Below are 23,956 nucleotides of genomic sequence, written 5' to 3'. Positions count from 1 at the left end.
GACTAGTATAAATGCATCATGTATATCTATACGTCTAATTTTACATTACCAATGTATAATAAAATACTTAATTTTTGCAGCATCAGGAATTTGAACAGGATCAATATTGATAGTCATATCAAATCTTAAATTTGCAGGTAATTCTTTTTTATCTATAGTAAATGAAGCATTAATTTCATTAACAGAAATTACTATAGAATTGATAAGATTATTAATGCTTGAAATCTTATAGGCTTCATTGATATCTTTAAAAGTACTTAAGGTAGAAATATTCTTTTCGGTTTTATATTTTTCACTTAAAATTCTAACACTTTCAATTACAGCGGTAGAATCTAAAGCTTGACTAGGAGTAAGGCTTAATAATTTTTCTCCTCCTGACGTATAAATATCAAAATCATTGTTTTGACCAGTGAACTCATCTCCTTTTATAGATGGTTTTACTATGGAGTCTTTAGCAAAAATTAAGTCTAAATCCTTAACTTGTGTAGAGTCTGATAACAGGCCAATACTTTGTTTTTGTATCAAGAATGGATTTTTTTCTTTTTCCGAAGTACAACTAAAAAATAATCCGGTGAGAATAATAATGGTAACTAGGTGTTTCATGTAGTGTTTTAAAAATGAATGTATTAATTATTATGATTTATTATTTAAGCATTTTGGTTAAAATACCAAGAACACTTCTAATTACTGTAGGACTTGTCAAAACTTTAACTATTGGGTTTTGACGTGTGCTTCTACTTCTAGAGTTTGATGATTTTCGTTTGCTTTCGGCTTTTTCAAGTGCTTCTTTTTCTTTTCGTGCTTTTTCTTTAGCCTCTTCGGCTTCTGCTATTTCAATTTTTTTATTGAGCATTTCATAAGCACTTTCTCTATCTACTTCTTCGTTATACTTTTTTGCAAGTTTAGATTTTCCGAGTAAATCAGCTAGTTCTAAATCTGTGAGTATATCCATTCTACTCATTGGTGCACGCATCATTGTAGCTGCCAAAGGTGTAGGTTTTCCTTTTTCATCTAAAGCAGAGACTAGTGCTTCTCCAATACCTAAAGAGGTTAATACATCTGCTGTGTCATAGAAATCTGTATCCGGATAATTTTGAGCTGTTAATTTTATTGCTTTTCTATCTTTTGCAGTAAACGCTCTTAAGGCATGTTGGACTTTTAATCCCAATTGACCTAAAACAGATTCAGGAACATCAGTAGGGTTTTGTGTTACAAAATATAAACCTACACCTTTACTACGTATGAGTTTTACAATGCTCTCAATTTGACTAAGTAATGCTTTAGATGCTTCATTGAAAATTAAATGCGCTTCATCTATAAACATAATAAGTTCTGGTCTACCACTATCACCTTGCTCAGGAAATGTAGAATATATTTCGGCTAGAAGACTTAACATAAATGTAGAAAACAATTTTGGTTTGTCTTGTATATCTGTTAATCTAATAATATTAATATACCCTTTACCTTGATCGTTTACACGCAGTAAGTCGTCAACTTCAAAGGAGGTTTCGCCAAAAAAGAGTTCACCTCCTTGTTGTTCAATTTCAACTACTTTTCTTAAAATAGCACCAGTTGAAGCTGTTGAAATTCGTCCGTAAGCCTCAGTAAATTCTTTTTTGCCTTCTTGAGTTGCGTACTGTAGTATTTTCTTAAAATCTTTTAAATCGAGTAAAGGTAATTTGTGATCATCACAATATTTAAATACAACGGCAACAACTCCAGATTGAGTTTCGGTTAAATCTAAAATACGAGATAATAACACAGGGCCAAACTCACTAACCGTAGCACGAAGTCTTACACCATCTTGCTCAGATAATGTCATGACTTCAACAGGAAAAGATTTTGGGTCAAACGGTAATCCAATTTTTTCATGACGTTCATCAATCTTAGCATGTCCAGGACTTGGTTTTGCCAAACCACTAAGATCTCCTTTAATATCCATCAATAATACAGGTACACCTTTTTCACTCAAATTCTCAGCAAGCACTTGTAGCGTTTTGGTTTTTCCAGTACCAGTAGCGCCAGCAATCAAACCATGTCTATTCATTGTTTTTAGAGGCACATTAACAAAGGCATTGGTTAATGTTTCTCCATCTAGCATTGCCGATCCTAAGGTGATAAATTCGCCTTTATTGGTATTTCCGTCTGTGATTTCCTTTAAAAAATCGTCCTTTCTACTCATCTTTCAAAATTTGCATAAAAATAGTGTAATTTTAATCAAGTATAAAATGAACTAAATTGAAAAAGATCTAAATTATATGATGACATTTTTTTCTTCGGAAATCGTCCACATATGACCACTAGAATATACATTATAATTTAGTTATGATAAACTAATGATACGGCTAGCAAAATAGGGTAGCCTTAAGATGGTAACAGAAATCTAGTGATTAAAATATACTAAATACTGCTTACTATTTAATACATTTGCACGCTATGACAAGAACAGAACGACAAGAACTAATTGATAAAGGTTTGCTTTTACCTTTAATGGAAGAATTTTATACCATTCAAGGCGAAGGGTATCATAAAGGAACAGCAGCATATTTTGTGCGAATTGGTGGATGTGATGTAGGTTGTCATTGGTGTGATGTTAAAGAGAGCTGGTTAGCAGAATTACATCCTCCAACTCATACCGAAAAGATTGTTGAAAATGCTGTAAAGTACAGCAATACAATTGTCGTTACAGGTGGAGAACCCTTAATGTGGGATATGAATCCGTTAACTTCACAATTAAAAGCAAAAGGTGTACAAACACATATTGAAACTTCTGGTGCTTACGAATTATCTGGTACTTGGGATTGGATTTGTCTCTCACCAAAAAAGATGAAATTGCCAACAGAGAGAGTTTATAAAAAAGCTCATGAACTAAAATGCATCATATATAATAAAGACGATTTTAAATTTGCCGAAGAGCAAGCAGCTAAAGTAAATAAAGATTGCATTTTATATCTACAGCCAGAATGGAGTAAGCGCGATAAGGTCGTTCCGCAAATAGTAGACTATGTCATGGAAAACCCTAAATGGAAGGTTTCACTTCAAACGCATAAATACTTAAATATACCTTAATCGGTTTTTAGTGTTGTGTATTCATAAAAAAATGCGCTATAATTATTTTAATTATAGCGCATTTTTGATTGTTTTAGCTAGCTGTATTACTTCTTAAAAGGTACAGCAACTCTAACAGTATCCCATCCTAAATTCATGTGAACACCATCTTTAGATTCTGTAAAAGCAATACTAAATGCTTCTAATGATTCTTTTCCTTTTGTTACAGGTACAGTGATTCTAGCAACATCATTATCCTCATTGTAAAAATAACTTCCCCAAACGTTTAAGTCTTTACTAACGATTGCTGTCCATTCTTTTTCTCCAGGAATAACATAAAATGTATAAGTTCCAGGCTGGATTTTTGTATCACCTAAAACCATAGTTGTGTACAGCGTTAATTCTGCTGCTTCATTAGCTCCAGTTCTCCAAACGTCTCCGTTTGGTGCTAATTTTTCTAATGTACGACCTTTAAGTTGAGGTCTACCATAAATAACTTTAATTAATTTGTTTGATTCTTTATAATGAGAAGGAAACGAAGCGCCATCCATTGGGCTTTTGTCTAAAGGAGCAAAGTCTTGAGCATTAACATTTAAAGAAATAAGCATTACAAATGCCATTGCTACAGTTGAAATAATTGATTGTGTTTTCATGATTTGATTTTAGTTTTTTTTTAACGTTATAAAGATAAACCTCATTGGTTTAATTATGATGTTTAAAGTCGTAAACTGATGTTAAAGTTTACATTATGAAGTGAAATAGTGTAGAATTAAAGTTGTTTGGTTTTAAATATGTTTAAAAATTGTGTTTTTAGTTTTAAGTTGTAACTAATAATGCTGTTTGTGTTTTATATATGTAATACTAATATCATATTTGTTATATCAATTAGAATAAGAAAATAACATTAGAATATAAATATTATAGATATGTGCGGAATTGTATGTGCGTTTGACCTAAAACAAAAATCAGAAGATTTAAGACCTCAAATCCTTGAAATGGCAAAAGCTATTCGTCATAGAGGACCAGATTGGAGCGGAATTTATAGTGACGAAAAAGCAATACTAGCGCATGAACGTTTAGCTATTGTTGATCCTACTTCGGGAAAACAACCGCTTTTTAGTCCAGATAATAAACTTGTTCTCGCTGCTAATGGTGAAATTTATAACCATAGAGCATTACGTAAACAATTTCCAGATTATGCCTTTCAAACCGAAAGCGATTGTGAAGTTATATTAGCTTTATATCAAGAAAAAGGAGTTAATTTTGTAGATGAAATGAACGGTATTTTTGGTTTTGCAATCTATGATGCCGAAAAGGATGAATATTTCGTAGCTCGTGACCATATGGGAATTATTCCATTATATATAGGTTGGGATCAAAATGGCACTTTTTATGTTGCTTCAGAATTGAAAGCGCTAGAAGGTGTATGTACTAAAATTGAACTATTTCCTCCAGGGCATTACATGTCAAGCAAAGATGGACAGTTCGTAAAATGGTATAAGCGCGATTGGACAGATTACGAGGCTGTAAAAGACAATGAAACTAGTATTGCCGAAATAAAAGAAGCTTTAGAAGCAGCAGTTCACAGGCAATTAATGAGCGATGTGCCTTATGGAGTTTTACTTTCTGGTGGTTTAGATTCTTCTGTAACGTCTGCTATTGCTAAAAAATATGCTCAAAAACGTATTGAGAGCGATGACACATCAGATGCTTGGTATCCACAATTACACAGTTTTTCAGTTGGTCTAGATGGGTCGCCAGATTTAGCAGCAGCGCAAAAAGTGGCAGATTTCATTGGTACTGTACACCACGAAATCAAATTTACAATCCAAGAAGGATTAGATGCCATTAAAGATGTTATTTATAATATTGAAACTTACGATATTACTACAATTCGTTCTTCAACACCAATGTATTTAATGGCAAGAGTTATTAAATCTATGGGAATTAAAATGGTCTTGTCTGGTGAAGGTGCCGATGAAATTTTTGGAGGCTATTTATACTTTCATAAAGCACCAAATGCACAAGAATTTCATGAAGAAACCGTACGTAAATTAGACAAACTTCATATGTACGATTGCTTAAGAGCTAATAAAAGTTTAGCAGCTTGGGGAATTGAAGGTCGTGTGCCATTTTTAGATAAAGAATTTATGGATGTAGCGATGCGTATTAACCCACAAGATAAAATGATAAATGGAGAACGCATGGAAAAATGGGTAATTAGAAAAGCCTTTGAAGACATGCTACCAGACAGCGTAGCTTGGAGACAAAAAGAACAGTTTAGCGATGGTGTAGGTTACAGTTGGATAGACACTTTAAAAGAAATTGTTGAGAAAGAAGTTAGTGATGAGCAAATGAAAAATGCTAAATTTCGTTTCCCAATACAAACACCAAAAAACAAAGAGGAGTTTTATTACCGTTCTATTTTTGAAGGACATTTTCCTAGTGATGCAGCAGCAAAAAGTGTGCCTCAAGAAGCAAGTGTAGCTTGCAGCACAGCAACCGCTCTAGAATGGGATGAGGCCTTTAAAAACATGAATGAGCCAAGTGGAAGAGCCATTTCAAACGTACATGATAAGGCTTATGTAAAAGCATAAACAAGTTGTAATGTGAATTATAGTAAGAAAAGACCTATGGAAACAAAGGTCTTTTTTTTATGTTTTCTTCAGAAATTGGCATGCTCAAAACCTCGTTAGTAAAATGACGTAAATGGCTCAATTTAAATTTTAAATAGATGTTCAAATTTGAGTTCTAATGACGTTTCTTGTAAAGTTACATTTCTGAAGATGTTAAAATTCATCAAAACCTGTTTTAAGATTGTTTTAAGCTCATTTAAGCGCGTTTTAAGTAATTAACAAATGTTAATAATTATTGCATTCAATTAATTAAAACCTTTTAAAAAGCCTTATTGTTTCGTATATTTGTTTGTACTCGAAAGGATGCTAAGCGCATCTTTTTTTGTGACATGTAAAACTGAAATTTTACATACGAACAAGAACAAGATATTTCAAAATAAATTAAAATTTATGAGCGAGAAAAGAGAAGAGTTTAATAAGGATAATTATTCTGCAGACAGTATTCAGGCTTTAGAAGGCATGGAGCATGTACGCATGCGTCCTTCCATGTATATTGGAGATGTTGGTGTGCGTGGTTTACACCATTTAGTTTATGAAGTCGTAGATAATTCTATTGATGAAGCTTTAGCAGGTCATTGTGATAATATTACAGTCATCATTAATGAAGATAACTCAATTACTACTGAGGATGATGGTCGTGGTATTCCTGTAGATATTCATAAAAAAGAAGGCGTCTCTGCATTAGAGGTTGTAATGACTAAAATTGGAGCTGGTGGTAAATTTGATAAAGATTCATATAAGGTTTCTGGTGGTTTACATGGTGTTGGTGTAAGTTGTGTGAATGCACTTTCTCAGCATTTAAAAGCAACAGTATATAGAAAAGGAGACATTTGGGAGCAAGAGTATGAGCGTGGTAAAGCCATGTATCCTGTTAAAAAAGTTGGTGATACCGAAAAACGAGGAACCATTGTTACTTTTAAGCCTGATCCAACAATTTTTACCCAAACTCTAGAATATAGCTACGATACTCTAGCCAGTCGCTTACGTGAATTAGCATACCTAAACAAAGGGATTACTATTCATTTAATTGATAAAAGACATAAAAAAGAAGATGGTGAGTTTGAAGGCGAAACATTTCACTCAGAAGAAGGTCTTAAAGAATTTATCCAATTTTTAGATGCAACTAGAGAGCCTTTAATGAAAGATGTAATCGCTTTTGAAGGTGAAAAAAATGGAGTGCCTGTTGAGGTTGCTATGATTTACAATACATCATATGCAGAAAACCTTCACTCTTATGTAAATAATATTAATACACATGAAGGTGGTACCCATTTATCTGGTTTTAGAAGAGGTTTAACACATACCCTTAAAAAGTACGCTGAAACTTCAGGAATGTTAGATAAGCTAAAATTTGATATTGCTGGTGATGACTTTAGAGAAGGGCTAACCGCTATTATTTCTGTAAAAGTTCAAGAACCTCAATTTGAAGGACAAACAAAAACTAAATTAGGTAACAGAGAGGTGTCGGCATCTGTAAGTCAGGCCGTTTCAGAAATGTTAACCGATTATCTTGAAGAAAACCCAGACGATGCAAAAACCATTGTTCAAAAAGTAATTCTTGCTGCTCAAGCTCGTCACGCTGCTCAAAAAGCACGTGATATGGTGCAACGTAAAACCGTAATGAGTATTGGAGGTTTGCCAGGAAAACTAAGTGATTGTTCTGAGCAAGATCCAGAAAAATGTGAAATTTACCTTGTTGAGGGAGATTCGGCAGGTGGAACTGCAAAAATGGGACGAGACAGAGCATTTCAAGCTATTTTACCACTAAGAGGTAAAATTCTTAATGTTGAGAAAGCAATGACTCACAAAGTTTTTGAAAATGAAGAAATCAAAAACATATTTACAGCTTTAGGTGTTACTATTGGTACTGAAGAAGATAGTAAAGCGCTAAACTTATCTAAATTAAGATATCATAAAATTGTGATTATGTGTGATGCCGATATTGATGGTAGTCACATTGAGACGCTAATTTTAACGTTCTTCTTTAGATATATGAAAGAATTGATCGAAAACGGTCATATCTATATCGCTACACCTCCTTTATTTTTAGTTAAAAAAGGCGCTAAAAAAGAATATGCTTGGAATGATGAAGAGCGTGTTGCATTAATGGAGCAATATGGTGATGGAGCAAAAATTCAACGTTATAAAGGTCTTGGTGAGATGAATGCTGTTCAACTTTGGGATACTACAATGAACCCTGAATTTAGAACATTACGCCAAATTCATATCGATAATAGTACCGAAGCCGATCGTGTATTCTCTATGTTAATGGGTGACGAAGTTCCTCCACGTAGAGAGTTTATCGAGAAAAACGCTATTTATGCAAATATTGATGCATAACAGTAATTAATAAATTATGGTCACAATGCTTGTCAAAGTGGTCGTAATTATATTAAAGTAAAACCATATAAAAAGCAATTACGTATTTAATCGTAGTTGCTTTTTTTTTATTCAGAAATGTAACAAATTCAATTACATCGTTATTGTATTAAAAATCCGACAAAACGTAATATTTATCGTTAAAATGCGTTTTGTCAATAACTTTTATTAATTTTGAAATTCATTCAACCTAGAAATCTTATGAAAAAACTAATCATCTTAACAATAGTTGTTTTAACTGTAACCGCAGTAAAAGCTCAAGAAAATGTAAATGATTTATTAGCTGCAGGTATCTCAGATGCCGAAAGATTTACAAAAGATTATATCGCTCCAGCTTCCGAAGGATTAGGTTTTTCAATTAATAATGGTTGGTTTAATAACGCAAAATCACCTAGAGTGTTTAGTTTTGAATTATCGTTAATAGGAAACGTTGGTTTTATAAAAGATGAAAAAAAATCTTTTCAAATGAATGTAGCCGATTATGAAAATATAAGATTTGAAGATGGTAGCTCATCAAAAATGGTAGCCACAGCCTTAGGTCATAATGATCCAGATATTAGAGTAATTATAACCTATGATGACCCAGTCTTTGGAAATCAAGAAGCTACTCTTGTATTGCCTACAGGAATAGGATCAGAAGGTGTAGATCTAATACCTACCGGATTTTTACAAGCCAGTTTTTCTCCATTTAAAGGTACGCAAATTAAAGGACGCTTTATTCCTAAAATTGCAACAGATGACGCTGAATTAGGTTTATACGGTTTTGGTCTTCAACAAGAATTTACGAGTTGGTTACCAGCAAATAAAGTCTTACCAGTAGCTGTTTCTGGCCTTATTGCTTATACGCATTTAGATGCAAGCTATGATTTTACCGATGCCGAATTTGTGCAAGGAGACAATCAACGTGTCGAGACTGATGTGAGTACTTTATTGTTTGAACTCATAGTAGGCACAAATTTAAAAATTATCAATTTCTATGGAGCCATTGGTTATGTGACAGGAACGTCTACTACAGATTTATTAGGAACCTATAGAGTGACAGATGGTTTACTATTTGCTGAGGATATCGTAGATCCATTTTCTATAGAGAATGATATTTCAGGTATAAGAGGTACTGTTGGTGCTAATTTACAATTAGGATTCTTTGGTTTAAATGCAGATTATACCGTAGCAGAATTTGATAGTGCTACACTTGGGATAAACTTCAAATTCTAAAATCATATAACAACTCATAAAATTTTCTAAAAGCACAAGATTTTCTCTTGTGCTTTTTTCTTTAACACTGTTAAAATTCGTAATTTTACAATCTAATTAACAACCTGTCTGCTTAATAGGTAGGCATAAATAAAACATTATAATAAATGAAATGAGCATCTTTTTGCGAATTCCATTTTGACACTAATTTTAAACCATAAATAACAAATGAAAGTAACAGTAGTTGGAGCAGGAGCAGTAGGTGCAAGTTGTGCAGAATATATTGCAATTAAAGACTTTGCTAGTGAAGTTGTAATTTTAGATATTAAAGAAGGTTTTGCCGAAGGTAAAGCTATGGATTTAATGCAAACAGCATCATTAAATAATTTTGATACAAAAATAACCGGAAGCACAAGCGATTATGCTAAAACAGCAGGTTCAGATGTTTGTGTAATTACGTCTGGAATTCCTAGAAAACCAGGTATGACTCGAGAAGAGTTAATTGGTATCAATGCAGGAATTGTAAAAATGGTATCTTCTAGCCTAATAGAGCACTCTCCAAATACAATTATTATTGTGGTGTCTAACCCAATGGATACAATGACATATTTAGTGCATAAAACGACAGGTTTACCAAAAAATAGAATTATTGGTATGGGTGGAGCTTTAGATTCTGCACGTTTTAAATATAGATTAGCCGAAGCCTTAGGAGCTCCTATTAGCGATGTTGACGGTATGGTAATTGGTGGTCACTCAGATAAAGGTATGGTGCCATTAATTGGTAAAGCAGCAAGAAACAGTGTAAAAGTTTCTGAGTTTTTATCAGAAGAACGTATGGATCAAGTAGTACAAGATACTAAAGTAGGTGGAGCTACACTTACAGGTTTATTAGGTACATCTGCTTGGTATGCTCCAGGTGCAGCAGTATCTGCAATGGTACAAGCTATTGCTTGTGATACTAAAAAGATTTTCCCATGTTCTGCTTTATTAGATGGAGAGTTTGGTTTAAAAGATTTATCAATTGGAGTCCCTTGTGTTTTAGGTGCTAACGGAATTGAAAACATTGTTGAAATTAGCTTAACAGATGCTGAAAAAGCTAAATTAGCAGAATCTGCTGAAGGTGTAAAAGCAACAAACGGATTATTAGAACTATAATCCCAATACTTTTTTTAATATATTGGCAGAGCAATCTGTCACATTGAGCGGAGTCGAAATGCTTTAAAAGATGAAATCTTAAAAGTAATTCGATTCCGTTTTCTATTTTTTCATAACTTACTTTTTAATATGAATAAAAATGCTCTAGTGTTAATCGTATTATGTGTTCTTTTTTCCTGCGGAAATGTAACACCAAAACACAAATTCGCTATAATTTATAAATTTGAAAACCTAGATAAAGTAACCAGTAATGAAAAGTTAGCTACTATTGAGGTTTTAAAGAAACGCCTAGATCAATTAGCATCAAACTATGAAGTGAGCTTAAATAATAAGCAGCAAATTGAAGTAAAATTGCTCACCAACTATGATTTTGACGCTGTAAATTCTGTAATTACTAATCAAGGAAAATTAGAGTTTTGGGAAGTTGTTAAAAGAGAAGAATTAGTGAGTTTTATAATAGAAGCCAATAATTACCATAAAAAAGATACGAACGCTGACGCAATTAACCCATTAATGGATTTAATACAACCCAACGTTCATAATTATACTGGTTTGTTTTCAGTAGCCATTAAGGATACGCTTAAAATGAGGACTTTACTAGAAAATAAAGGTGTTAAACAATTACTGCCATTAGCTGTAAAACATTCAAAATATTTATTTGGCTTACCAAATGAAGATGGCTTTATGCCATTATATTTAGTTAAAACACCAACCAATGGCCTCGCACTTGTAAATGAAACCCATATAACAAATGCAAGTCAAACGTACTCAAGTAATAATCGTCCGTCTGTATCAATTAGTATGAATAAAAAAGGGGCAGAACGATGGGAGCGTATGACAGCCTTAGCTTATCAAAACCAATCACAAATAGCTGTAACTTTAAATGATATTGTTTATTCAGCACCAACCGTTGCGTCAGGAGCAATTACAGGTGGTAGAACAGAGGTTTCAGGGAGTTTTTCGGCACAAGAAGCTAAAGACTTAGCCTTAGTTTTTAACTCTCAAAAACGAATCCCAAAGCTAAAGTTCGTTGACTCATCTTCTATAAACGACAAACCGTAAACCTGTTTTCTTTATTTTTTATATATTTGGCGCATGAACTCGAGATGGTACATTAGTATTCTCATTATAACTCTAACCTTTTTAGGTAGCATAGCTAGCACACAGCAAGTTGCAACACCTAATCAGGAAATTGTACTTCAGTTTTCTTCAACAAATGTCTCTACTCAAGATACACAAAACGCCATAACCAGTCTAAAAGAACAACTAGAGGTTGCAGGTGTAAAAGAAATTAAGGTTCAGACACTTAGAGACGGTCAATTAAAACTATCATATTACAGTAACACTGATGTTGATAGCATTAAAGCATTACTATCTAATGAATGTGATTTAGATTTAGGTTATATTTCAAAACGCAATAAACAAGACCATACACCTTCCGAAGAAAAAAGTATCGCATACAATTTCGATGTTTATGAAATTCAACAGGGTGATGATGTTTCTGAGTTAGATGGGAAATTGGCTTTAGAGGTTAAAGCACAAGACGATAGGATTTTTAATCCAAATGTGTTTGCTTCTAATCACAGAGTTAAGATTGAAACTAAACAATGCATTGAAAAAGTTACATATACATTATGTAGTTCGGTTTCAATCGCGATAGATCATAATGCTTACAAAATTCCAGAGGTTCGAGCAGGACCTATGATCTAGGGATTTAATTTTTTAGCGATAACGCAAAAAGAGTTCCCAAAATACTTCCGAAGATATACAGCTTAATATAATGTATATCACATTTTAGGTATGGCTGTAAAAGCTACACAACAACACATATAACATTAAAAAATAATTGTCAAATAAACCGTAAATACTATATTTGCGCGTTAAAAAAATTGACCTAAATAATAAAATAATGCAAAACAAAGGACTAGTAAAGCTTTTTGCAGTGCTATTTGGATTGGTGAGTATTTACCAATTATCATTTACATTCAAAAACAACCAAATTGACAATGCTGCAAAAACATATGCAGAAAGTAAGTACGATACTTCAGATGCCATAAGTGCAGGTGAAATTCACTATATAGATTCGTTATCTAATATAGAGGCTTACAACATGGGAATTGCAAGTTTCACAGGTAAAGAAGTGAAAGAAAAATCAATGAACCTTGGTCTTGACCTTAAAGGAGGTTTGAATGTAATTCTTCAAATTTCAGTAAAAGATATCTTAGTAGGTTTATCTAATAAAAGTAAAGATCCTGCTTTTAACAAAGCATTATTAGATGCCGAAGAAATTCAAAAAGATGCTCAAGAGTCTTATTTAGAGTCTTTCTTTTCTGCTTGGGATGCTGTAAAAGGTGACCAAAAACTAGCATCGCCAGATATTTTTGCAAATAGAGATTTAGATGATGTGATCAACATCTCAATGACAGATGCAGAAGTAAAAAGCAAATTAGAAGAAAAAGTAGACGAGTCTATCGTATCTGCTTTTGAAGTATTACGTAAACGTATTGACCAGTTTGGTGTAACTTCACCAAATATTCAACGTTTAGGAAACTCAGGACGTGTATTAGTAGAATTACCAGGAGTTAGAGATGTTAAACGTGCTACAGATTTAATTACTAAAACAGCACAATTACAATTTTGGGACGTTACTAACGGACAAGAATTAGGTGGTTTCTTTGCATTAGCAAACGAAGCGCTTAAAACAAAATTAGGTGTAAACGAAACAGCAGAAGCTGTTACTGCTCAAGATTCAACATCTACAGATAGTACAGTTGATGATTTATTAGGAGATACAACTACAGATTCTACAGCGATAACGCAAGTAAATCCAATTTTTGATTTATTTAGTGTGCCAAGATCTGGAGGTATGTTAGGGTTAAAATTAGAAGACAGAGAAACACTTAAGGCTTATTTAGCAATGCCAGAAGTTAAATCTCTTATTCCTGCTGATGGTCGTTATACTAGATTTGCTTTTGGATTACCAACTATTGATGCAGAAACAGGAGTAGAGTATGTAGATTTATATACTTTAAAAGGAAATAGAGACAACGAACCAGAATTAAGTGGAGGTGTTGTAACAGATGCTCGTCAATCATATACCCAAGCAAATAAGCCATCTGTATCTATGCAGATGAATGCAAAAGGATCTAAAATCTGGGAAGAAATTACTGGTAGAGCAAACGCTCAAGGAACGCAAATTGCCATTGTATTAGATGATATCGTGTATTCTGCACCTACAGCTTCAAGTGGAGCAATTTCTGGAGGTAACACTGAAATCTCTGGAAACTTTACAGTTAAAGAAGCCGAAGATTTAGCAAACGTATTAAGAGCTGGTAAATTACCTGCTAGAGCAGAAATTGTACAAGCTGATCAAGTTGGGCCTTCTTTAGGTAAAGAAGCTATTGATAGTGGTACAACGTCATTCTTATTAGCATTATCATTAGTATTACTTTGGATGATTATGTATTACGGTAAGGCTGGTATCTTTGCAGATATAGCGTTATTATTAAACATCTTATTAATATTTGGTGTATTATCAGGATTAGGAGCTGTATTAACATTACCTGGTTTAGCTGGTATTGTTTTAACAATTGGTATGTCTGTTGATGCAAACGTACTTATATTTGAGAGGATACGAGAAGAACTCGGTAAAGGTAAAACACAAAAAGAAGCAGTAAAAGATGGTTTTGCTAATGCATTATCTTCAATTTTAGATGCCAATATTACTACAGGCTTAACAGCATTAATATTATTTGTATTTGGTACAGGACCAATTAAAGGTTTTGCAACGACCTTATTAATAGGTATCGTTACATCATTATTTACAGCAATTTTTATTACACGTTTATTAGTGGATTGGTACGTAAATAGTGGTAAAAAATTAGATTTCTCAACATCTATTACTAAAAACTTATTCCAAAATAATAACATCAACTTCATCAGCAAACGTAAAGTTGCTTATGTGATTTCTGGTATTTTAATTTTAGTGAGTTTAGTATCTTTATTTACAAATAAACTAGATCAAGGTATTGATTTTGTTGGAGGTAGAACGTACCAAGTTCGTTTTGTAGATGCAGTTAGCTCTGAGAAAGTTGCTGAAGATTTAATAGCTAAATTTGAAAGTGTAGAAGTAAAAACTATTGGTGGTGATAATCAATTAAAGATTTCTACTAAATATAAAGTTGATGAAAACTCTGTTGAGGTAGATGAGGAAGTAAAAATGATGTTGTTTGAAGGTTTAAAACCTTACTTACCAGCAGGAGAAACTTTCAAAGATTTTTCTGAAGCAAAAGATGATGTAGGTATTGTATTGTCTAGTAAAGTGAGTCCAACTATTGCAGATGATATCAAAAGAGAATCATTACTAGCAGTCTTAGGATCCTTATTAGTGGTATTCTTATATATCTTATTCCGTTTCAAGAAATGGCAATTCTCAATTGGTGCTGTAACTGCAGTATTCCATGATGTGATTATCGTATTGGGTATCTTCTCATTATTATACAAATTCATGCCATTTAGTATGGAAATTGATCAAGCCTTCATCGCAGCAATTTTGACCGTAATTGGTTACTCTTTAAATGATACCGTTGTTGTATTTGATAGAATTAGAGAAGAACTTGCAGAACGTGGTGGCTTCAAAGGAGGTAAAAACATTAACTCAGCAATTAATAGTACATTGAGTAGAACATTAAATACATCTCTAACAACATTAGTGGTATTATTAGCCATGTTCATTTTTGGTGCAGAGTCTCTTAGAGGCTTGTTATTCGCATTAATTGTTGGTGTGGTAGTTGGTACATACTCTTCAGTATTTATCGCAACACCAATTATGTATGATACTTTAAAGAATAAAGGTGTTGATCCTTTAGCTAAGAATGAGGAAGACAAAGAATAATTGTTTTTTATAGCTATTAAAAAGCCATTTCTTCGGAAATGGCTTTTTTTGTTTTCAATAGTTTTTTCTTCGGAAATGTATAAGTATTGTCATTCCGAACAAGGAACGAGGAGGAATCTCAAAAGTCGTATACTTATTGCAACTTTAGAAATGTATAAGTATCGTCATTCTGAACAAGGAACGAGGAGGAATCTCAAGAGTCGTATACTTATTGCAACTTTAGAAATGTGTAAGTATTGTCATTCCGAACGAGGAACAAGGAAGAATCTCAAGAGGCGTATACTTAATGCAACTTTAGAAATGTATAAGTATTGTCATTCCGAACGAGGAACGAGGAGGAATCTCACAAAACAAACGAAACAATATAATTATTAGGTTGTTAAGCTAGAGGTAGAGGTAGAGCCAAATTTAAGAGATAACCGTAATCATTCAGTTGCTCCATAATTTGGTAATGGCATGGCCTTTAAAATCGATTAAATAGCGTTGCGTTTTTAAGCAGCTATGCTCTAATTTGAAGAATACTTAATAACATCGCCTTTTTCAAGCGTCCAAGCATCACTTAGTCCAGCATTGACTTCTAGTACATATTTTGCAGGAGCTTCAGATGGCAAAGACGTTTCGTCCATGGGTTGTGCATTTTTTTGAATACTCACAATGGTTTTATCTTCAGCAATAAATATAATATCTAAAGGAATTTCGGTATTTTTCATGTAAAACGCACGATAATCTACATTAGGGAAAACAAACAACATGCCTTGATTGTTTTGCATGCTTTTACGGTACATTAAACCTGTTTGTGTAGAATATTCGTCATCTGCAATTTCAATATTTATGGATGCTAACAGAGAATCTGAAATGGCTTTTTTTAATTGTAGTTCACCTTCCTTTTTGAATTTGACTTCTACTGTTGTGACCTTATTAGATTTAGGTTCTTCTTTACAAGATGTGACTAGCAATGTTACATTTCCGAAGCATAAAACAATAATAAAGCGAAGTATAAAACGTTTCATTATTTAGTTGTTTTTACTTTTGACTTATAAGCAAACATAAAGTATAAACCAACTATAATCATTGGGATACTAAGTAGTTGGCCTGTGTTTAAAAGCCAGTCTGCACGTTCTGGATTTTGAGCTTCTTTTACAAATTCTACAAAGAATCTTACGGTCCATAATAGCACCATAAATAAACCAAATAAGAAGCCTTCTTGCTCACTTTTTTTAGTTTTCCAGTAGAAATACCACAAGGCAATGAAAACAAAAATATAACTGATGGCTTCATACAGTTGTGCAGGATGTCTAGAGAAATCTTCACCCAACTGTTTAAAAATGACACCAAAATCGCCACCTGTTGGTTTACCTATAATTTCCGAATTTATAAAATTACCTAGCCTTACAAATACAGCTCCAGAAGCCACAGGTATGACGACGCGATCTAAAATCCAAAGTACTGATTTGTGTAATACTTTTTTGTTGTATAAATACATAGCGATAATCATGGCAATTGCTGCACCATGACTTGCTAATCCCATGAAACCTGTAAATTCAAATCCGCCTTTAAATTTAAAGGGTAAGAAGATGCTAAAAAAGTCTTCGGTAATAAGCTCTCGTTGATAAAAAATAACGTGACCTAATCTTGCGCCAAGCATAATTCCAATAACAGCATAGATAAATAAAGAATCTAAAGACTCATCACTTTGACCTTCATTTTTGTAAATACGTTTCATGATTTGTAATCCAAGAACGAACGCGACAATCCACATCACACTGTAATAATGTAATGTAAAAAAACCTAAATCTAATCCTTTTGAAGGATCCCAAACGATACCAAGAGCAAGCATAATATTTTATTTTGATGGGATAAAGATACTAGTTTTGGATCAACTAAAGTTGGTTGTTATGATAGTTTTAATCTTCTTTTTCTGGAACTGGATCATAACCACTTCGTCCCCATGGGTGACAACTAAAAATCCTAATAATAGCTAGTTTTCCTCCTTTTAAAAATCCGTGTTTTTCTAGAGCTTCTTTTGTATAATGAGAACAAGTGGGTTGGAAACGACACGTTGCAGGAGTCAATGGAGATATTACCGTTTGGTAAATCTTAATAAGAAATATGAAAGGAGCAATAAGTAGTTTTTTCATTTTACACTAAACTTAAAAGCAATTAGAGTGTCAGTTTGAGCACAGTCGAAACCTAAATTTAATAGTTCTCTCATGGCTACGCTAGCTACCTTCAAATAAAATACATTTTATTTTTGCCAATGCTATAACTGAGACAATCGACTTAATTAGTCGAAAAACTAGTTCCATCCTTTCCATCATTCAACTGTATGCCTTTTGCAGCTAATTCATCACGAATTTTATCAGATAAAGCAAAATCTTTATTCGCTCTAGCATCTTGACGCAATTGGATTAATAATTCTACAGCGCCTACTAATTTATCAGTGCCAGATGAAGCTGTTTTAGTATTTTCTAATCCTAAAACATCATAAGTAAATTCTAACATTGTCTTTTTTAGTAGTTCTAGATCTTCAGCAGTTAATGTAGCAGTTTCTGTTTTTAATTGATTAATATGTTTTGAAGCTTCAAATAGGTGAGCAATTAATATTGGTGAATTAAAATCATCATTCATCGCGTCATAACAATTTTGACGCCATTCTTTAACATTAAATGTTGAGGTAGCTCCAGGTTTGAGCTCGTCAAGAAGGTTGATGGCATCCATAAGTCTGTAAAATCCTTTCTCGCTAGCTAATAAGCCATCATTGGTTAAATCTAAAACACTTCGGTAAGACGATTGTGCGTTAAAAAACCTGATGACACTAGGGCTAAATCCTTTAGACATGATAGTGTTGTTTCCAGACATTAATTCCGCAGGATTAATAATATTACCTGTAGATTTAGACATACGTTGTCCGTTTAGTTGTAACATATTAGCATGCATCCAATAATTTACAGGAGCCGTTCCTTTTGCGGCTTCACTTTGAGCAATTTCACATTCGTGATGTGGGAATTTTAAATCCATTCCACCACCATGAATATCAAAGTTATCACCCAAATATTTTGTGCTCATCGCAGTACATTCTAAATGCCAACCAGGAAAACCGTCACTCCAAGGTGAAGGCCAACGCATAATGTGTTGAGGTTCGGCACGTTTCCAAAGGGCAAAATCTTGCGGATTTTTTTTATCACTTTGCCCATCTAAAGCCCTTGTGTTATGAATAAGGTCTTCTAGTTTACGCTTACTTAAAATGCCGTAGTTATTAGTTTCATTAAATTTATGAACATCAAAATATACAGATCCGTTAACCACATAACCAAAACCATTATCAATGATGGTTTTAATTAATTCAATTTGCTCAATAATATGTCCTGTAGCAGTAGGTTCAATGCTTGGTGGTAAAAAGTTAAATGTATTTAAAATGTTATGAAAATCTACAGTATAGCGCTGCACAACTTCCATGGGTTCAATTTGCTCTAAACGTGCTTTTTTTGTGATTTTATCTTCACCAACATCTGCATCATTTTCTAAATGTCCAGCATCTGTAATATTTCTTACATAACGTACTTTATAGCCTAGATGCTTCAAATACCTAAACACCATATCAAACGACATAAACGTTCTTACATTACCTAAATGTACATTACTATAAACCGTAGGTCCGCACACATACATACCAATGTAGCCTTTTTCAATAGGTGTGAAAATCTCTTTGTTTCCGCTAAGTGTATTGTAAATTTGTAAAGTCTGCTCTTCGTACAAGTGCATAGGTTTAAGTATTTAATGTGTTGTTTTAAAATATCTTTTAAGCAATCAAAGCTAGCATTTTATTTTTCTTCTTCGGAAATTTTAATACTTAAAAAGTAGTGTCTAAACTAATATAGTCTAAAAACTCTCTTTTCGTTTCCTTAGTTTTAAAAACACCACCAAATTCTGAAGTTACCGTACTGCTTGCTACATCTTTAATGCCTCTAGAATTAACACATAAATGCTTTGCATCAATAACGCAAGCTACATCCTCTGTATTTAAAACCTCTTGAAGTTCTTTTACAATTTGTATGGTAAGTCGTTCTTGTACTTGCGGACGCTTTGCAAAATAATCTACAATACGATTCATTTTTGAAAGACCAACAACAGAACCATTTGATATATAAGCGATGTGAGCTTTCCCTACAATAGGTAATAAGTGGTGCTCACAAGTTGAATAGACAGTTATATTTTTTTCAACAAGCATTTCACCATATTTATATTTATTATCGAAGGTTGATGCGCTAGGTTTTTTATTAGGATCTAAACCACCAAAAATTTCGTTTACAAACATTTTAGCAACTCTATTTGGAGTTCCTTGAAGGCTATCATCGGTTAAATCTAAACCTAAAGTTTCTAATATGTGTTTGACATCGTCTTTAATAAGATCGATTTTTTCAGATGCACTTAGTTCAAAAGCATCTTTTCGTAAAGGGGTTTCAGATGATGTGCCAATATGATCGTCACCAATAGCATCATGACCTTGTATGTCTTTTTCTATTTTCATTTGTTATTTGTCGAAGTAATCGTAATTACTTTTAATTAAAATTATAATTTTTCATTTTTAAAATGAAGACTGCAAAGATAAGCAATAAAAAAAAATGAATAAAGGGTAGGAGTTTTTAAATTTGACATGTTATATGCTTGTAATCGGAATGAGGTTACATGACAACCAATTTAACAGTTTGTTTGTAAAAATTTTCTTAAATTCCGCATCTTAAAAAAAGACAACTATGAATCCAAAATTTCTGTTCCCTCTAATACTAGTAGGTACTTTGTTAATTTCAACCTCACTTTTTTCCCAATCGAGAAAGCAAAAAACAGTAACGTATAATACTAATGTGAATTCGCCATTAACACCTGCAGAATTAGCTTTTGTTAATGAGGTATATGGTAACACTGTAAATGCTAATGTATTAGATAAGCCTCAGCGCTTAAAGGACATTAAAAATATTCTAAGAAATAGAGTTGAAATTAAAAATGTTCCTAATGCTAGTGATCAAAAAGCTTGTACATTATTGTCTGAAGTTTCATTAATGAACTATTATGTTTCTGGGCTACAACGTGACATTAATTTTAATCCTCAAAATTTCAATCCGTTAAAATATTTATTTAATTATAATTCTTACGGAACTCATATGTATAGAGTAGATAATACCAATTACTTTATCATTATCAAATCTCAACATAAATAAAATTTTAATTCTCCATTTATAACTATAAGCTATGAAAAAGGCATTACTCATAATTTTTACTTTATTTTCTTTTAGTACTTACGCTCAGGATATTATCATGCAAAGTGGTAACGTTACAGGTTGTTCAGGAACATTCTATGATTCAGGAGGTTCAGGAGGAGCTTATTCTAGTAATGAAGATTTAGTATTAACCATTTGTCCAGATATGCCAGGACAATTAGTTACATTACAATTTACAGAGTTTAATACACAGTTAGGAGCTGATGTCATGACTATTTATAATGGAGATAGTGTAGCGTCACCTGTTTTTGGAACCTTTGATGGTGCAAATTCTCCAGGGTCAGTAACCGCTACAGAAGATAATGGATCTGGTTGTTTAACAATTCAATTCGTTTCAGATGCTTCAGGGACAACTACTGGTTGGGCTGCAGATGTTTCATGTTTTACACCCTGTCAAACTATAGTGTCTCAATTAGATTCTTCAACACCAGCCGCAAACGCAGATGACTATATAAGAGTATGTCCTGGTGAAGATATTACTTTAACAGGTAGTGGTGTTTTTGAATTTGATGGTACAGGAGCTACATATGAATGGGATTTGGGAGATGGAAATACGATTGCAGGTCAATCAGCAACATTTTCATATGCAACACCTGGAGTTTATATTGTAAACTTAAATATTAGAGATGCAAATACAGATTCTGATCCGCTAGGCTGTTCAAATACAAACTTAATAAATCAGGTTATTCAAGTAGCAACTTTACCTAGTTTTTCAGGAACAGGAGCTGCTAATACAGATTTATGTTTTGGAGAAACAACGACAATAGATGGTGTTGTAACACCAACATTGTTTGCTAATGATTGTACACCACCTGTAAGTGGAACAACATTTTTACCAGATGGATCTGGAGCAGTGTATACAACATGTATTACTGTAGATTGTTTTGAATCAAATCAAGTACTAACTGATGTTAATCAACTTCTTGATATCTGTGTGAATATGGAGCATTCTTATTCCGGTGATTTAGATATTAGAATTATTTCTCCAAATGGACAAGAAGCCGATTTATTTACTCAAGCAGGAGGAGGTACTTATTTTGGTGGTGCTAATGATGATGGAGGTAATGACGCAGGAGTAGGAGCAGATTATTGTTTCTCTATGTCTGCAACAACACTTTTAGAAAATGCTAATACAATTACGGCAGGTACAAATCCACCAAATAATTCTTGGGCTCCTGGAACATATTTGCCTGTTGATTCTTTCGCTTCATTACTTGGTAGTCCATTAAACGGACAATGGTGTATTGAAATTGTTGATAATCTTAGTGTTGATAATGGTTATGTGTTTTCTTGGGGATTAAACTTTGATCCAAATATTCAACCACCAGAATTATCATTTACACCAGTTATAGTTACTGAGGGTTGGGATACAGATCCTTCCATTACAAATATTACGGGTTCTACGATTACTGTTGCACCTTTAACAGCCGGTACTCATTGTTATACATATAGAGTGACTGATGATTTTGGATGTGAATATACTGAAGAAGTATGTATTACTATGGCAGAAGATATCACAGCAGATAGTGCACCAGATACGGATACTGTTTGTAACGGTGAAGATGCCATTTTTAATATAACAGGAACTGCAAATGCCACTGTGACTTACACTTTAAATGGAGGAGCAGTTCAATCTGTCACTTTGGATGGAACAGGTAATGGTACTGTTACTGTTACTGCGCCAACCACAGACCAAACTTTAGATGTTATTGATGTCTCATTAGGTACACCAGATGTAATAGGAAATGCACAAACAGCTGTTGGTGGTTTTGATTCTATTAATGCAACTGGTCCTATAGACCCAATTGGTACAGCAGCTTCAGATGCTAATTGTGCTAGAATAACTTCCGCAGAACCGTTATTAACATTAACTTTAGATGAAAATGTGCCTGTTGGTACAGATATTACAATAAGTTTGGCTAGAAATAACGTTACAGGTAATATGGTTATTTCAGATGGTGTTGCTAATTTAACATACAATACAGGTACTGAAGATGTTTTAGAGCGAATTACGTTTACTACAGGAGCGTCAACTAATACATTAACGTTTACAAGAGATGAAGGTCAATTATGGATTGATGGTCTAGAGTATACAATTCCTGGTAACTTATGTACAGTACTTATAGATGATACCGAGACTATAACTGTTGGTCAAGTATTTGATACAGCATTTACTATGACTCCAACGTGTGATGGAGGTACAGCAACTGTAACAGGAGATACAGGAGGCATTTTTTCTTTTGAAGACCCTCAGCCTACTGATGGAGCCGTTATAGATTCTAGTTCAGGAACAGTGACAGGTGGAATCTCAAACACGACTTATACAATTCTATATGAATTTGCAAGTGCATGTAGTCCAGGTACAACACAAACAGTAACGGTGTTGCCTTCAGCTAATGCACCTTTTGATTTAACTCCAACCTGTGATGGCGCAATAGCAACAATTACAGGAGATACAGGTGGAGTTTTTACTTTTAATCCAATCCCAACAGATGGAGCTGTTTTAAATTCTACTACAGGAACTATAACAAACGCGACTCAAGGCGCAACATATACTGTTGAGTATTTAGTTTCAGGAGCTTGTCCTGCTATGAGTTCAGAAACAGTAACAGTATTACCATTTGAAGATGCTAGTTTTACATTGACTTCAACATGCCAGGGAGCTACAGCAGTTGTTACAGGAGATGCAGGAGGAACTTTTGCTTTTAATCCTTTGCCTACAGATACTGCAACTATTGATGCAGATACGGGATTAGTTACTGGAGAATCTGGTGAAACTTATACTGTAGAATACACGACTCCTGGACCTTGTCCTGAAACAACAAGTGAGACGGTAACTGTTTTTCCTTCGGAAGATGCTTCGTTTACATATACTCCAAGTTGTACTGGAGCTACAGCTACAATTACTGGTGATACAGGAGGTGTATTCACATTTAATCCAATTCCTGGAAATGGTGAATCGCTAAATGCTACTACAGGAGAAATTACTAATGGAGTTTCAGGTACAACTTATACTGTAGATTATACTACCACAGGTAACTGCCCTGTGACTGTAACTCAAAATGTAACTGTATTCCCTGAAGATGATTCTAGTTTTACACTTACACCAACTTGTGATGGAGCTATTGCAACAGTAACGGGATTAACAGGAGGAACTTTTACATTTAATCCAAATCCTGCTAATGGAGCAACTATTGATCCTGCAACAGGAGCCATAGTTGGAGGTCCATTTGACGCTGTGTATACTGTTGATTATACTACAAATAATGGAACTTGTCCTACGACAACTACTCAAACAGTAACATCATATTCTCAGCCTATCATCGCTGATCCAACAGCCTTAGAAGTTTGTGACGATGGTACACCAGATGGTA

At 33.6% G+C, this 23,956-nt stretch carries 18 protein-coding genes; 10 read left to right on the top strand and 8 right to left on the bottom strand.

Annotated features, from left to right (window positions below; translation table 11 throughout):
- Window positions 1–45 precede the first annotated feature (45 nt).
- Window positions 46–603, bottom strand: coding sequence for a hypothetical protein (locus tag TD29_RS02415; RefSeq protein ID WP_040278668.1), 558 nt, complete (start codon window positions 601–603; stop codon window positions 46–48).
- Window positions 604–643: 40 nt separating this feature from the next.
- Complete coding sequence (locus TD29_RS02410) at window positions 644–2,182, bottom strand: helicase HerA-like domain-containing protein (protein ID WP_040278667.1); 1,539 nt, start codon at window positions 2,180–2,182, stop codon at window positions 644–646.
- A 254-nt stretch (window positions 2,183–2,436) separates the two neighbouring features.
- Here TD29_RS02410 and TD29_RS02405 point away from each other — a divergent pair, with 254 nt between their 5' ends.
- The gene (locus tag TD29_RS02405; protein ID WP_040278666.1) at window positions 2,437–3,069 is read left to right on the top strand and encodes a 7-carboxy-7-deazaguanine synthase QueE; all 633 of its coding nucleotides are present in this window, start codon (window positions 2,437–2,439) and stop codon (window positions 3,067–3,069) included.
- 86 nt (window positions 3,070–3,155) lie between these two features.
- Here TD29_RS02405 and TD29_RS02400 read toward each other — a convergent pair whose 3' ends face one another.
- Window positions 3,156–3,701 carry a DUF2911 domain-containing protein gene (locus TD29_RS02400; RefSeq protein ID WP_040278664.1) on the bottom strand — a complete coding sequence of 182 codons (546 nt, stop codon included), beginning with the start codon at window positions 3,699–3,701 and terminating at the stop codon, window positions 3,156–3,158.
- Window positions 3,702–3,974: 273 nt separating this feature from the next.
- On the opposite strand from TD29_RS02400, the gene asnB reads away from it, so the two are divergent.
- The 7 genes from asnB (at window position 3,975) to secDF (ending at window position 15,306) form a co-directional block, all read left to right on the top strand.
- The gene (gene asnB / locus TD29_RS02395; protein WP_040278663.1) at window positions 3,975–5,645 is read left to right on the top strand and encodes an asparagine synthase B; all 1,671 of its coding nucleotides are present in this window, start codon (window positions 3,975–3,977) and stop codon (window positions 5,643–5,645) included.
- Window positions 5,646–6,074: 429 nt separating this feature from the next.
- Complete coding sequence (gene gyrB, locus TD29_RS02390) at window positions 6,075–8,024, top strand: DNA topoisomerase (ATP-hydrolyzing) subunit B (protein ID WP_040278958.1); 1,950 nt, start codon at window positions 6,075–6,077, stop codon at window positions 8,022–8,024.
- A 240-nt stretch (window positions 8,025–8,264) separates the two neighbouring features.
- A complete protein-coding gene (locus tag TD29_RS02385) occupies window positions 8,265–9,278 on the top strand; it encodes a DUF6588 family protein (protein ID WP_040278662.1) in 1,014 nt (337 codons plus the stop codon).
- A 207-nt stretch (window positions 9,279–9,485) separates the two neighbouring features.
- Window positions 9,486–10,412, top strand: coding sequence for a malate dehydrogenase (locus TD29_RS02380; protein ID WP_040278661.1), 927 nt, complete (start codon window positions 9,486–9,488; stop codon window positions 10,410–10,412).
- Window positions 10,413–10,541: 129 nt separating this feature from the next.
- Window positions 10,542–11,474 carry a SecDF P1 head subdomain-containing protein gene (locus TD29_RS02375; RefSeq protein ID WP_040278660.1) on the top strand — a complete coding sequence of 311 codons (933 nt, stop codon included), beginning with the start codon at window positions 10,542–10,544 and terminating at the stop codon, window positions 11,472–11,474.
- Window positions 11,475–11,507: 33 nt separating this feature from the next.
- Window positions 11,508–12,122, top strand: coding sequence for a hypothetical protein (locus tag TD29_RS02370; protein ID WP_040278659.1), 615 nt, complete (start codon window positions 11,508–11,510; stop codon window positions 12,120–12,122).
- A 199-nt stretch (window positions 12,123–12,321) separates the two neighbouring features.
- The gene (gene secDF, locus TD29_RS02365; RefSeq protein ID WP_040278657.1) at window positions 12,322–15,306 is read left to right on the top strand and encodes a protein translocase subunit SecDF; all 2,985 of its coding nucleotides are present in this window, start codon (window positions 12,322–12,324) and stop codon (window positions 15,304–15,306) included.
- Between the two features lie 506 nt (window positions 15,307–15,812).
- Here the strand turns inward: secDF and TD29_RS02360 are convergent.
- The 5 genes from TD29_RS02360 to folE form a co-directional block, all read right to left on the bottom strand.
- Window positions 15,813–16,316 (bottom strand): DUF192 domain-containing protein, encoded by a 504-nt coding sequence (locus TD29_RS02360; RefSeq protein WP_040278656.1) that lies wholly within the window; start codon window positions 16,314–16,316, stop codon window positions 15,813–15,815.
- Window positions 16,316–17,143, bottom strand: a complete 828-nt coding sequence (gene lgt, locus TD29_RS02355; protein ID WP_040278655.1) for a prolipoprotein diacylglyceryl transferase — start codon at window positions 17,141–17,143, stop codon at window positions 16,316–16,318. The genes TD29_RS02360 and lgt overlap by 1 nt, the downstream gene beginning before the upstream one ends.
- A 67-nt stretch (window positions 17,144–17,210) precedes the next feature.
- Window positions 17,211–17,444 carry a membrane protein insertion efficiency factor YidD gene (yidD, locus tag TD29_RS02350; RefSeq protein ID WP_040278654.1) on the bottom strand — a complete coding sequence of 78 codons (234 nt, stop codon included), beginning with the start codon at window positions 17,442–17,444 and terminating at the stop codon, window positions 17,211–17,213.
- A gap of 142 nt (window positions 17,445–17,586) precedes the next feature.
- Window positions 17,587–19,068, bottom strand: coding sequence for a cysteine--tRNA ligase (cysS, locus tag TD29_RS02345; protein WP_040278653.1), 1,482 nt, complete (start codon window positions 19,066–19,068; stop codon window positions 17,587–17,589).
- 88 nt (window positions 19,069–19,156) lie between these two features.
- Window positions 19,157–19,834, bottom strand: a complete 678-nt coding sequence (gene folE / locus TD29_RS02340) for a GTP cyclohydrolase I FolE (RefSeq protein WP_040278652.1) — start codon at window positions 19,832–19,834, stop codon at window positions 19,157–19,159.
- 226 nt (window positions 19,835–20,060) lie between these two features.
- Between folE and TD29_RS02335 the strand changes: the two genes are divergently transcribed.
- Window positions 20,061–20,522 carry a hypothetical protein gene (locus TD29_RS02335; RefSeq protein ID WP_040278651.1) on the top strand — a complete coding sequence of 154 codons (462 nt, stop codon included), beginning with the start codon at window positions 20,061–20,063 and terminating at the stop codon, window positions 20,520–20,522.
- A gap of 31 nt (window positions 20,523–20,553) precedes the next feature.
- Window positions 20,554–23,956, top strand: a 3,403-nt coding sequence (locus TD29_RS18345) for a PKD domain-containing protein (protein ID WP_052466948.1), incomplete at its 3' end; no start/stop codon positions are given.

Origin of the sequence: Psychroserpens damuponensis, assembly GCF_000826655.1 — a bacterium.
GTDB lineage: Bacteria > Bacteroidota > Bacteroidia > Flavobacteriales > Flavobacteriaceae > Psychroserpens > Psychroserpens damuponensis.
The sequence above is the reverse complement of the archived record's forward strand: the minus strand, read 5'-3'. Positions and strand labels throughout refer to the sequence as shown.

Bases quoted from the DNA above. Each gene is read 5' to 3' on its own strand.
- TD29_RS02410 (WP_040278667.1), bottom strand. From the start codon at position 2,182: ATGAGTAGAAAGGACGATTTTTTAAAGGAAATCACAGACGGAAATACC.
- asnB (WP_040278663.1), top strand. From the start codon at position 3,975: ATGTGCGGAATTGTATGTGCGTTTGACCTAAAACAAAAATCAGAAGAT.
- TD29_RS02375 (WP_040278660.1), top strand. From the start codon at position 10,542: ATGAATAAAAATGCTCTAGTGTTAATCGTATTATGTGTTCTTTTTTCC.
- TD29_RS02415 (WP_040278668.1), bottom strand. From the start codon at position 603: ATGAAACACCTAGTTACCATTATTATTCTCACCGGATTATTTTTTAGT.
- TD29_RS02385 (WP_040278662.1), top strand. From the start codon at position 8,265: ATGAAAAAACTAATCATCTTAACAATAGTTGTTTTAACTGTAACCGCA.
- TD29_RS02360 (WP_040278656.1), bottom strand. From the start codon at position 16,316: ATGAAACGTTTTATACTTCGCTTTATTATTGTTTTATGCTTCGGAAAT.
- secDF (WP_040278657.1), top strand. From the start codon at position 12,322: ATGCAAAACAAAGGACTAGTAAAGCTTTTTGCAGTGCTATTTGGATTG.
- cysS (WP_040278653.1), bottom strand. From the start codon at position 19,068: ATGCACTTGTACGAAGAGCAGACTTTACAAATTTACAATACACTTAGC.
- gyrB (WP_040278958.1), top strand. From the start codon at position 6,075: ATGAGCGAGAAAAGAGAAGAGTTTAATAAGGATAATTATTCTGCAGAC.
- TD29_RS02400 (WP_040278664.1), bottom strand. From the start codon at position 3,701: ATGAAAACACAATCAATTATTTCAACTGTAGCAATGGCATTTGTAATG.
- folE (WP_040278652.1), bottom strand. From the start codon at position 19,834: ATGAAAATAGAAAAAGACATACAAGGTCATGATGCTATTGGTGACGAT.
- TD29_RS02370 (WP_040278659.1), top strand. From the start codon at position 11,508: ATGAACTCGAGATGGTACATTAGTATTCTCATTATAACTCTAACCTTT.
- lgt (WP_040278655.1), bottom strand. From the start codon at position 17,143: ATGCTTGCTCTTGGTATCGTTTGGGATCCTTCAAAAGGATTAGATTTA.
- TD29_RS02405 (WP_040278666.1), top strand. From the start codon at position 2,437: ATGACAAGAACAGAACGACAAGAACTAATTGATAAAGGTTTGCTTTTA.
- TD29_RS02335 (WP_040278651.1), top strand. From the start codon at position 20,061: ATGAATCCAAAATTTCTGTTCCCTCTAATACTAGTAGGTACTTTGTTA.
- yidD (WP_040278654.1), bottom strand. From the start codon at position 17,444: ATGAAAAAACTACTTATTGCTCCTTTCATATTTCTTATTAAGATTTAC.
- TD29_RS02380 (WP_040278661.1), top strand. From the start codon at position 9,486: ATGAAAGTAACAGTAGTTGGAGCAGGAGCAGTAGGTGCAAGTTGTGCA.